This window comes from Psychrobacter sp. AntiMn-1, from assembly GCF_001854065.1.
Taxonomy (GTDB): domain Bacteria; phylum Pseudomonadota; class Gammaproteobacteria; order Pseudomonadales; family Moraxellaceae; genus Psychrobacter; species Psychrobacter pacificensis.
Genome location: NZ_CP012969.1, coordinates 474978 through 487122, shown reverse-complemented (window position 1 = coordinate 487122; position 12145 = coordinate 474978). Strand labels below are relative to the sequence as shown.

General features: G+C 44.2%; 9 protein-coding genes. 6 read left to right on the top strand and 3 right to left on the bottom strand.

Going from position 1 to position 12145, the window contains the following annotated elements:
- The first annotated feature begins 17 nt into the window (after window positions 1-17).
- Window positions 18-215 (top strand): HPP family protein, encoded by a 198-nt coding sequence (locus tag AOT82_RS01935; RefSeq protein ID WP_227517172.1) that lies wholly within the window; start codon window positions 18-20, stop codon window positions 213-215.
- Between the two features lie 95 nt (window positions 216-310).
- Here AOT82_RS01935 and AOT82_RS01930 read toward each other — a convergent pair whose 3' ends face one another.
- Window positions 311-1711 (bottom strand): aminotransferase-like domain-containing protein, encoded by a 1401-nt coding sequence (locus AOT82_RS01930; RefSeq protein ID WP_071001564.1) that lies wholly within the window; start codon window positions 1709-1711, stop codon window positions 311-313.
- A gap of 162 nt (window positions 1712-1873) precedes the next feature.
- Here AOT82_RS01930 and AOT82_RS01925 point away from each other — a divergent pair, with 162 nt between their 5' ends.
- A complete protein-coding gene (locus tag AOT82_RS01925) occupies window positions 1874-2830 on the top strand; it encodes an EamA family transporter (RefSeq protein ID WP_071001563.1) in 957 nt (318 codons plus the stop codon).
- Here the strand turns inward: AOT82_RS01925 and AOT82_RS01920 are convergent.
- The gene (locus tag AOT82_RS01920) at window positions 2827-3120 is read right to left on the bottom strand and encodes a DarT1-associated NADAR antitoxin family protein (RefSeq protein ID WP_227517171.1); all 294 of its coding nucleotides are present in this window, start codon (window positions 3118-3120) and stop codon (window positions 2827-2829) included. The genes AOT82_RS01925 and AOT82_RS01920 overlap by 4 nt on opposite strands.
- Before the next feature lie 696 nt (window positions 3121-3816).
- Between AOT82_RS01920 and AOT82_RS01915 the strand changes: the two genes are divergently transcribed.
- Both AOT82_RS01915 and ppc read left to right on the top strand, forming a co-directional pair.
- Window positions 3817-5091, top strand: coding sequence for a tyrosine-type recombinase/integrase (locus AOT82_RS01915; RefSeq protein WP_071001562.1), 1275 nt, complete (start codon window positions 3817-3819; stop codon window positions 5089-5091).
- A 233-nt stretch (window positions 5092-5324) separates the two neighbouring features.
- On the top strand, window positions 5325-8111 hold the full coding sequence (ppc, locus tag AOT82_RS01910) for a phosphoenolpyruvate carboxylase (RefSeq protein WP_071001561.1): 2787 nt from the start codon (window positions 5325-5327) through the stop codon (window positions 8109-8111).
- A 181-nt stretch (window positions 8112-8292) separates the two neighbouring features.
- On the opposite strand, the gene AOT82_RS01905 is transcribed toward ppc, so the two are convergent.
- Window positions 8293-9267, bottom strand: a complete 975-nt coding sequence (locus tag AOT82_RS01905; protein WP_071001560.1) for a hypothetical protein — start codon at window positions 9265-9267, stop codon at window positions 8293-8295.
- A gap of 241 nt (window positions 9268-9508) precedes the next feature.
- Between AOT82_RS01905 and AOT82_RS01900 the strand changes: the two genes are divergently transcribed.
- Both AOT82_RS01900 and AOT82_RS01895 read left to right on the top strand, forming a co-directional pair.
- On the top strand, window positions 9509-10522 hold the full coding sequence (locus AOT82_RS01900) for a LysR family transcriptional regulator (protein WP_071001559.1): 1014 nt from the start codon (window positions 9509-9511) through the stop codon (window positions 10520-10522).
- A gap of 316 nt (window positions 10523-10838) precedes the next feature.
- Window positions 10839-12125: an NRAMP family divalent metal transporter gene (locus AOT82_RS01895; RefSeq protein ID WP_071001558.1), complete on the top strand. Its 1287-nt coding sequence runs from the start codon at window positions 10839-10841 to the stop codon at window positions 12123-12125.
- Window positions 12126-12145 lie beyond the last annotated feature (20 nt).

Here is a 12145-nt window from a genome sequence, read left to right as displayed (position 1 = left end):
GCAATAGTTTAGCACTGATGATGTTTCTAGGATCATTCGGTGCCAGCTATTTACTTATCTTTGCCTATTCTGCCAGCCCCTTTGCATGGCCAAGAAATGTCATCGGTGGACATGTTATCGCAACCTTTACAGGGCTTGTATTTATGACACTATTTGGTATTCAATGGTGGAGTATGGCAATGGCGGTCGGTACGGCCATTGCCATAACAACCTAGGTAAGAATAGCCAGTATCCAACCTATTGGTGGTAAATATTCACTGTAAGTAAAGACATCGTAGGCTGAACAGACATAGCAGGCAGGCTGGTATTGTCAATGATTCAAATAATCGCCCAGCCAAGCCAAAAATGCATCACTGCTCGTCGATACGTTCAGGCGCAGATAGGTTGAGGCACTGGCATCTGGATGAAATAAATGCCCCGGTGCCACTAGCCAGCCATCGCTATAGGCATCTAGTGCCAGCTGGCTGGTGTCTTGATGCGTATCCACCCACACAAAGAGGCCTGCCTGCGTATGCTCAGGATAGACAAGTCCGATCTTAGGCAATGCTATGCGCATCCGCTCATGCGCACGATATAACTGCTGCTGGACTTTTTTGATTTGCCTGCGGTATTCACCATGCGTCCATAAGTGGTGAATCACGCGCTCACCAAACTCTGGCGTACTCATATTACTCAAGGTTTTGATACGCAGCACATCATCAATGAAATGATCGGGACAGACCAGTAAGCCAACGCGCCAGCCTGATGACATCGACTTTGAAAATCCTGTCGCATAAAACACGCGCTCGAACTGGTCAAGACTAGCATAACGCAGGACTTGACCACTCGGCAAAAACGCGGCGTATAAGTCATCCTCAAAAATATACGCGTCGTATTGATGAATAAGATTAAGCACTTGATGCGCCCGCGCAGGATGCAGATTATAAGAGGTGGGATTGTGTAGCACGCTGTTGGTCAAATACAGCTTTGGATGATACGTTTCAAACAGCTGTTGCATCTGCTCAATATCGGGGCCTTGGTGATCGCGCTCGACCGCGACAACATTGAGTCCCTGCTGTTGTAGACAGCTCGATAACCAAAACCAGCCCGGCCCATCGACCATCACCGTATCACCGACCTCAGTCAATAGTTGGGCAATCATAGTAATGGCGTGTGATATGCCTGCGGTGGTCATGACATTGTCTGTATAGGTCTGCATACCTAGCACATTCAGCTGCTGCACCAGTTGCTGACGCAGCGGCAAATAGCCTTGCACCGCGCTATAGTCATAGATGAAGCCGTCTGCTTGCTGGGTGACCTGCCGTATCGCCCACTCCATCTTGTCATTACGTATCCAGTCTCTAGGTAGCGTGCCCACGCCTGGGGATCGGTGATGCGGAATATCGCTCGACACTTGCTGTACCAGCCAGCGAGTATCTATGACTGGCTGCTTGGGGGCAACTTTTTTGTCACGGTTGGGCGGTACTAGTCTTGTCTGCTCATTCACATAATAGCCTGAGCTTGGCTTGGCGACCAAGACATTGGTTGCCACCAGTTGCTCATAAGCTTGCACAACGGTGAAGCTCGATATACCCATGAGTTTGGATAGTTTTCGCACCGATGGCACACGCTGGTTGGGCAAGTAAATTTGCCAATCAATGCGCTGCTTTAGCCATTCAGCGACGGCAGCAGTCTTTGTTAAGTTAGGATTGAGCTTGTAGTTTTCGACCATGATAAAAGTACTTATCGTTGATAATAAAAATCTAAAAAATTGTCACGCTAAGAGCGACTATACACTTTGTTCATCATAAGTGAAACTGTATCGGGTTTGTTGTGGTCATATAAACTATAGTTGAGACATTCCATATGGATCGTCATTATTTAGGATGACACTATGAACCCGATATACACTGCACTGGCTGTACTGGTTACCTTTATTTGGGGTGTGAACTTCACCTTTATTGCATGGGGATTAGAGAGCTTCCCGCCACTAATGCTCACTGCCCTACGCTTTTTCTTTACCGCAGTGCCCTTGGTGTTTTTTCTTAAACCGCCTACCTTTAACCGTACCTTACTCATCTATGCTATCGGTACCTTTGTCATGCAATATGCCTTTGTATTTACGGCCATGCATCTAGGTGCGTCACCGGGTTTGACGGCGTTGTTGCTACAAATGCAAATTTTTATCACTGTGTTGTTGGCGTACTTTATCTTGGGTGAAGCAGTCAGTCGCATGCAAGTCATCGGTATGATGGTTGGGGTATTGGGCCTTGGTGTGATTGCGCTCAATCTCGGCGGAGATATGCCTGTGGCTGGATTTGTCTGCATTTTGATTGCCGCAGTGGGCTGGAGCTTTGGCAACATTGCATCCAAGCAAGCCTCAGCACAAGCGACCTTAAAAGCGGCACAACAAAAAACAGCAACAGCACCTACCACCGTTAAAAACAAAACCTCTGCTTTGTCTGCTCTTGCACTGGTCGCATGGGGCGCTCTGATCGCTTGCGTGTTTTTGACGTTATCTTCGCTTATATTTGAGACCGATGCATGGCAGCTGGCAACCTTTACCGAAGCGTCGATGAAGTCGTGGCTGTCGCTTGGGTTTATCGTGTATATCTCAACCCTAGTCGGCTTCGGACTCTGGGCACATCTACTCAGTCAAAATACTGCCTCCAAGGTTATGCCATTTGCTCTATTAGTGCCGGTATTCGGTATGACAACGTCCGTAGTGCTTACGGGCGAAGTTGTAACGTGGTGGAAAATGCTGGCAATGATATTGATATTGTCGGGGTTATTACTAGCAAATGTGAAATTTGGGATAAGGAAAAAACCTGCTCATAAGTACGGAGTCTAATAGTTCACTCTTAGATAAATGGATAAACGATAGTTAGTGATCTTTAAACTAAACGGACTCAGCGGAAAGCTCAGCTTATTGCCAGATTTACTGGATAACTCCAAAACATGCTTAAAACCGTATTTTTTACGAATGACTTGATGCATATCATTGGTAGATTTTTTCTTTTGTCTGGTCGCAAATCCCACATGGCGTTCAAATCTGACCATGTCTGTTTTTACTAGATTGTCGCTGTTGACTCTCGGCATAAAGACAGGCTTATGCTCTACCCCATTTTGTCTGTGTGCCATAGGGTGATTTTTTTTGCTCCATAATAGGCTGCCTTATATCCATCGTCTTTTATAAATTTTCAGTTATCTTTTCGGTCATCGCTACTTGGTTTATAGATGCTAAATCCAAACGCCGCGCGCACAACGAGAACGAGGCAGTTTATCTTATTATGCATCATTTATCTGCCCTATTTTAAATTTACCAATAGACTTGCTGAGTTTTGTTTTTATGAATACTTAGAAAATTGGCTTTTAGTCGTTTTACGTGCCTGCACTGATATTAGACCTTAAAACAGTACCTTCCAGATTTGCACAGAATAGTACTATGACCCTGATTTTTATATTCTGTGCGTGTACGCGACCGTGTTTTTTTTAATAAATCCGCGCTATCGTTTACCAAATGGACGATTCGCCTTATAAATCCCTCCAAGTATGTGCTGAAATGATGAGCAAAAAAACGGTGCTCAACCCAATAAGCGTATGATCTACTCCTTATTTCCCCAATATGCTACAATTATCCCCAAGTGAGCCTTGGGGATAAATTAACATTGTATGCCTTTAGAATAAGGACTTATTTTGTGTATTAATAAATATCAGTGTCCATCGCGGTGTCCAAGTATTATGTAGATAATTGCCCCACTAAACAAAGCAGTTATCACTGATTATATTTTTATCGTATCTCTCTCATTTTTTATTATAGTAATTACGGATAAGAACATGGCTGTCGACAACATAAATGATATCAATAAACTTGAATGTCGAGATAAGGATTACTCGGTCAGTGTTTCAGGTATCGCGGGTCTAAGTCTACGTGTCTATCCAAACGGTAAAAAAGAATACTATCTGCGCTACTCTCATCCACATATCGATGGCAAGCGGCCCAGAATGATGCTCGGCAAGGTTGAGGACATCAGTCTATATGAGGTCAAGTACAAAGCAGAGACCATACTTAATACAGTCGCAAACGGCTCTGACCCTAAAGCCATACAGCAAAAAGAGCAAGTGAATAAGTATGCTCACCTAAAGAACGCCACGTTCGCTGACATTGCGCAAGCATGGCGAGATCACAAAACATCCAGTCGTCAGCAAAGCAAATCAAAAAAACCTGCGTTTAGTGAGTCGACACTCAAATTTTGGGATTTGTGCTTGGGATACATGTGCCGTGATATTGGCGATTTAAGGATGAATGATATCACCAGTGAGATGATATTAAGTGTGTGTGAAGCAATCCAACATAACGACAATCAAGCGACCTTCGTTGGCGCCAGTACTCGGCTGTATACGGAAAAAGTATTTTCATTCGCTGTCGCACGAGGATTATGCGATAAAAATGTAGCGATTGACACCCGTGGCGAGTTGGCACCTGCCAATTCAGGCAATCACTTGCCAGCTATTACCAAGCCCGATCAGTTTGCGACGCTGTTACATGATATGTCCAATTTTAAAGGGGCAAACAAGCTTACATTAGAAGCCATGAATTTATTGCCTTATGTGTTTGTCCGTAGTATTGATTTGCGCTCTATGCGCTGGCAGGATATCGACTGGGATAATGATACATGGGCATTCTCCCCGACCAAAGGCGAAGGTCGCGACGACATGGTATCGCACTTAGTCGTGCCATTAGCGACGCAAGTGATTGCGCGATTACGAAACATTCAATCTATCACAGGACATAAAGAGTATGTCTTTGCCTCAATGCGCGGTTCAAGCAATGCTTATATCAGCAAAGCCACAATGGTACAGATATTTCACCGGCTTGGATACAAAGACGTGCAATGCGCGCATGGCTTTCGGGCCTCGGCCAAAACCTTGCTTATGGAACAGCCAGAGTTACGCTACTCAGACATCGTTACAGAATTACAGCTGGGTCACAGGATAAAAGACACGCACGGCGGGGCTTACAACAGACTTGATGAAATCGATACCAGGGTACAGATGATGCAAGATTGGGCGGATTATATAGATAAGCTGCGAGATTACGCTAAGACGTAAGCCAAGTGAACTTGCGCTAAGAATCGTTTGAAAAATAGACGGAGCGTTAAATACACTATAATATGACGAACATCAATTGATAAAAAATTGCTTTGAGCGTCAGACATAACTACCCATTCATGTTAAATTGTAAAAAACGGTAAGGATGTCTGTAGAGATAAAAAATCTATGATAGCCCTAATATTATACTCGTTAACACTGTACTCACTCATTTAATAAGAAGGTTGTTAAGGATGACTTTAGATAATAACGTACTACGTAAACGCACCAGCTTATTGGGTTCATTGCTAGGCGATGCCATTTCTCGCCAATCTGGAGAGCAGACAATAAAGACCATTGAGACCCTGCGTAAAGGTTTCATTCAACAGCGCCGTGAGCCAAATGAGGCACATAAACAGCAGCTTATCGACTTTATTGCGTCTTTGGACAATCAAACTTTAAAAAACGTCATACGTGGATTTTCTATCTATTTTTTCCTAGCCAATCTAAGCGAAGAAAACTACTTGCGTGAGCAGCGTCATGAGCTGCGTATGCAATCGGAGCAAAGCTGGGAGGGGTCATTTCGCCGTACTTTACTTGAATGTCGTGAACGCAATATCGAGCCGGCTCAAATGCAAGAGCTTATTGATCAGCTCAAATTTATACCTGTATTTACGGCGCATCCTACCGAAGCGCGTCGCCGTACCACAATGAATATCTTACAAAGTCTATTCACGCACAGCGAAGCTTTAAACAATGTGTCTGAAAACAGTTTCGCCTACGAACAAGCCAAAGAGCAAACCGCACAGACGATTGATCTACTATGGTCATCAGATGAGGTGCGCACCCGCAAGCCGCTGGTCTATGACGAGATTAACAACGGCCTGCATTACTTTAACGCCAGCTTATTTAATGCCATTCCCAAAGTATATCGCAATATCAAAAAAGCCATTGTCGATATCTATCCAGAGCTCACCGACTATCCACTGCCTGCCTTTATGAGCTTTGGTTCATGGATTGGCGGTGATAGAGATGGCAATCCTTTTGTGACGTTTGAGACCACAGAGCTTGCCGTCTTAATGCATGCGGATACCGTACTGCGTCACTATCAAGTACTACTCAAAAAACTGCGCCGCCAGCTCATTCATAGTGACACTATTGTCACCGTGTCTCCCGACGTATATGCCAAGATCAAAAGTTATGATGAGCTCGATCAGCGTGTATTTGATTACAACCTCGATGATTACGGCAACGAGCCATACCGCCGTCTGCTTTCTTTAATACTCACTAAGGTCAATGCCACCAATCGCCGCATTCAAAGCAAAGGGACTGACATCGAGGCTGAAAAAGACGCATACGCCAATCCAGAAGAGCTGCTAGAGGACTTACGTATTATCCGCCAAAGTGTCGCTACTCACGACAAGGCGCATGCAGATGGGTTGTTGCTCGATGTGATTCGCCTGGTAAAAACTTGCGGCTTTCATTTGGCGGCGCTCGATATCCGTCAAGAGTCGTCTTATCATGGTGAAGTGATTGCAGATATCTTTGCGAGTGCTTCCAACCTGCCTGATTATCAAACGCTAAGCGAAACCGAACGTCAAGAGTGGCTCACACGCTTGTTAGAAAAACCGGGTACGCCGCTCATCTATACTGATAACCTAACAGACAAAACGCGTGAGCAATTGTCATTGATGAATTCGGTCGCCACCTTACGCAAATTGGTGGGACAGGCGACTTTTGGCAGCTATGTTATCTCAATGACGAACAATGCCAGCCAGCTACTAGAAGTGTTGCTGTTAATGCGATTTGCAGGCTTATGTACGATTGATGCTGACGGTCAATTGTCTGCTGATCTACCTGTCGCACCGTTGTTCGAAACCATCGAAGATCTTAAAAACATCGATAAAATCTTGCCTGCTGTGTTAGACAATCCACTATATCGCGGATTGCTACAGAATACAGATAATACGCAAGAGATCATGCTAGGTTATTCGGACTCATCAAAAGATGGCGGTATCATCACCTCGGCTTGGCAGCTGTATAGTGCGCAGCAAACCATTAATAGTATTGCTGAGCAATATGGTATAAAAACACGGTTATTCCATGGTCGCGGCGGTTCGGTGAGTCGCGGCGGCGGATCAACGCACAAAGCCATTGCGGCACAGCCGGCTGGCACGTTACATGGTCAGATTAAAGTGACCGAACAAGGCGAAGTGCTTTATGCCAAATATGCCAATACGGATACTGCCGTGTTTGAGCTGACCATGGCAATCACGGGTACACTCAAAGCCTGCTCGACAAGATTTGTCGTGCAACCGACTGAGTTACCAGAGTATGAAGCCTTGTTTGCACGGTTAGCAGAAGCAGGCGAACAACGTTATCGAGAGCTGACCGATCATACGGAAGGGTTTTATAAATTCTACTCACAAGTGACCCCAGTACAAGAAATCTCCTTACTGAACATTGGCTCACGTCCTGCCCATCGCAAAAAAGGCTTGCCAAGTAAAACCACATTGCGAGCGATTCCTTGGGTATTTGGCTGGTCGTTAGCACGCTTTACCCTACCTGCTTGGTATGGCGTTGGTAGTGCTCTGCATAGTGTCAGAGACAACGAGATTTTGATGAAAGAGATGAATGCGCGCTGGCCATTTTTTAGTGTCTTTATCAGTAATATCGAGATGGCTTTTACCAAATCTGAGATGAATATTGCACAAGCATATAGCCAGTTGTGTGATGACGAGGCGCTACGCGAACAGATCATGAGTGAGGTGCTCGATGAGCATGAGCTGACTTCTTCCGGTCTGAATTCTTTGCTAGATCAAGAAACGCTTTTATCTGGTCAGCGAAACCTTGCGGCATCTCTGCAGTGGCGAGATGCTTATTTGGATCCTATCAACTATATCCAAATCGAGCTGTTGAAGCGTGCTAGACAACAAAATGAAGATACGACAGATAACCACAAAGATGGCGATCTCAATGTAGAAGACCCATTAATCCGTAGTATTAACGCACTGGCAGCGGGTTTACGTAATACGGGGTAAGAGACGATACGACTGACCAACGAGAATATTCTGATAGATTGCTACTGTCATAGTTATTTTCAGTGTGCTTGCCAGCACGATGGTGATAAAAAAATGTACCGTCGCCCATTATTTTTCCGTGGCACGGTACAAGGTACTATATGCCTCTGCTGTAATTAAAATGCGCCTAAACCTAACTATTCTAATCGTTAGTCTCACGATATAACGTGGTTTGTGACTCTTGCCTAAAGTCTTCATAGGTAATGGCAGCATCACTCTCTGGAGCTGGAGAGGGTTCTATAGGCTCAACTTCAGCTGCGGGCACGTTTTGTTCGCTATTGTCTGCATTAATCGATTGTGCTGACACTAACGGCTCCTCGACCGTATTGGCGTCATTAGGTAATGGATCGTCATCGCTATTTACTACAGGTTCGGCGCCGACCACTGGCGTGCTAGTGGTAGCCGCAGGCGCTGTCCCATTTAAGCCACTATCATTGCTAACAGTAGTATCAGAAATAGAAGTCGATAAAAATCCTGTAAAAATAAGGATAAGTACGACGATAGCAATAAGTAGTGAACCAAAAATCATACCAATAATGAGAGGTTTTTTACTACTGACCACTTTCTTTTGTGGTTTTATAGCATCCCTATGATCTGGTTCCAATGGGTTGGATTTAGTATCTAAAGGATCATCGATCGTTGTGTTAGATAAAGGCATCGCTTGATCGAGAACGACAGAAGATGGCTTTTTTTCTTCATTATTCTTACTTAAATCACTATTTAAGTTATGGTCAACACCAGCATAATTATCCATTCGTGTATCTGACACCTTGTTTTGTGTCGATGCATTTTGACCTAAAAAATCAAAAGTAGCGTTTGTTGTGCCGATGTCGACAAACTCTAATCTTGGCTCTTTATCGTTATTTTCATCTTCGAATAGTTGCAACTCTTCTACGCTTAGAGGCTCAAAAGCAGGTAACTTACTTGCCGTTTTTAAGGATGTTGAATCATCACTGTCATTATGGGTGTCATTTTGGGTATCATTTTCAGCGCTTTGGACTCGACTGATAAAACGTTCGTAAATATTGTTTTTGACACGCTTACGCGATTTTTTATGAACGAGTTGAGACAACTCTTCGTCAAAATCAGTACCGATGTCTTTTTTTTCGTCGTTCATAAAATAAAACCAAGCCAGTTTATGCTACTGACAGTAAATGACTGATAAAATGAAGTTGTGATTTTTATTGCTAAAATGTAACAGCATCACTAGTCCCCAATATAGTTGCTCACACCCCTATCTTCAAGCACAATTTATTTTAGGTCGCTAATATTTGCACAGCTCGTCTTAAGTAATGAGGTAGAAGCTTATTAAAAAAGGTTTGTATAGAGACAACATATACCATAACAGGCTTAATAACATGGATTTAAAACAGCTCAATGCATTTATTGCTGTCGCGAATTTGCGCAGCTTTAGTGCAGCCGCAGAAAAGACAGGACTGTCACAGCCAAGTTTGAGCCGCCTGCTGAAACAGCTTGAGACCGATATGGATGTCGTGCTTATCGATCGTTACCACAGGCCATTACATCTGACTGAAGCGGGCGAATTTTTTTACGATAAGATAAGCACCATACTGACAGAAATCGAGACCGTCACGAGTATGACCCAGCGTTTATCAGCGCCAAGTAGTGCGCTAAACATCGGCTTTGTGCCGTCAGTATTATATGGGTTACTCCCTGAAATCATCGCCATGCTCAAGCAGTCCAATTCTGATATAGAGGTCAACCTCAAAGATATCAGCTCTTATCAGCAAATGGAGGCACTCAAATCTGGTGAGATTGATATCGGTTTTGGGCGTTTTGCCCATCAAGATCCATGGATTCAACAAATATTACTGCGTCATGAGCGCTACGTGGTGGCCTTACCAAAGTCGCATCCTCTTGCCCATGTAAAGGAGCAGCGTTTGATAGATTTGGCAAATAATCGCTTGATTTTATACCATCAAACGCATTTGCCGATTGCCACCACACTACCAACATCAGAGTCCATCAAAGCAAAGCAGGAAGCCAATACAAAAACCAGACGTGTCATCAATGAAAAATCTGCACTTAGCGAGCCGATTACGGAGCCGTTGTTACATTTGTTTGCACAATACGGTATCTCACCCTTTGTGACCACCACGGTGAGTGACTTGCAAGTAGCTCTAGGCTTAGTCGCTGCGGGCGAAGGTATCACGCTTGTACCTGCCAGCTTAACCACCGTACGTACAGAACAAATCAGCTATCAGCGTTTGGTACACGAAAACGTCACCTCTCCTATTTATTTGCATACTCTCAAAGACTTTGTGCATCCAAGTATCTCTGAGTTATTGAATGCTATCTATCAGGTCTATGAAGAACGAGGCATCACCTACCGGCGACAAAAATTTGTGTAACGTCCTTAAATGACCAGATATTGCGTGGATATTGTGTTATAAAGAAACGCCAAAAATAATCTGCCCTAATACTTGATATTATCAGATTAATATGCCAACCAAAAAGAATGGCAATGCAAACAAATAGTAATAACTATCACTGTTAATAAATAGAATAATCATTCTCCTGAATCGTATTGGTGTGCTAAAGTCGATACAAGATTAATCGTTTTATAAAAAAGCACGTATAAACATGTCTAAAGCGGTTGTCTAGTGATCACTGGCAAACTGACACAGGTAAGTGATGTTTTGCCGTTTTAACCATTTCGAGGTATTCATGTCCACACAACCACTCAACAACCCAAGTACCACTGACGATATCGTTACTGAGCAACAAGAAGGCTTTAGTTGGCGTATCTTTGGCCCCGGTATTTTGATGGCGACCGCTGCAATCGGTGGCTCGCATCTGATTTCATCGACGCAGGCTGGTGCTATATATGGCTGGCAGTTGGCGATTATGATTGTTTTAGCCAACGTATTTAAATATCCGTTTTTTCGCTTTGCAACCGATTATGTTTACGATACGGGCGAGAGCTTGATTGCAGGCTACGCCAAGCGCTCAAAAGTGTATCTTTGGGTATATTTTATCCTCTCTATCTTATCAGCGGTCATCAGTACGGGTGCGGTCTCGCTAATTGCAGCGGTGATTTTAGGCTTTATGCTACCCGCCTCTCTTGAGTTATCGACGATGGTGCTGTCTATGATCATCGTAGCCGTCTCTTGGTTCTTTTTGATAGCCGGTCATTATAAATTGCTCGATGGCGTGACTAAATGGATTATGATTGCTTTGACGGCAGCTACCGTTGCCGCAGTCATGATTGCCGCTGGCAAGCCCACGGTTATGGCAGCAGATTTTATTGCTGTGTCTCCTTGGAACCTAGCGACACTCGGTTTCATCGTCGCACTCATGGGCTGGATGCCAGCACCGCTTGAGTTTGCCGCGATTACTTCTATGTGGACCTCTGCCAAAGTCAAAACCGATCACACCACGCACAAGCAAGGCTTGCTCGACTTTAATGTCGGTTATGCCGTTTCAGCGATTCTAGCCTTGTTTTTCTTATCGCTTGGTGTGTTTGTCCAGTATGGTTCAGGACAAGAGATTGAGTTGGTCGGCGGCGCTTATATCAACCAGTTAATCAATATGTATACGGCAACTATCGGTGAATGGTCACGATTGCTGGTAGCGTTCGTCGCCTTCATGTGTATGTTTGGCACCACGATTACTTGTGCCGACGGCTACGGCCGTGCCAATGCTGAGTGCTGGCGTTTGCTAAAAGGCGAAAGCGAAATCAATAAAAAGCAAATCGCTTTTTGGACGACATACGCTATCGGTGGCGGGCTTGTGATTATTACGTTCTTCACGGGACAATTGGGTGCAATGCTTAAGTTTGCCATGATATCGGCGTTTGTCTCTGCGCCTATCTTTGGCTGGCTCAACTACTCATTGGTTAAGAAACATAAAAAACTGTCCGCCGGTATGAACGCTCTGTCTATCGCAGGCTTGATATTCTTGGCAGGATTTGCCTTATTGTTCTTAGCCAATTTGGCAGGTTTATTTGCTTAAACTTAGTCTTTTTTTAAGCT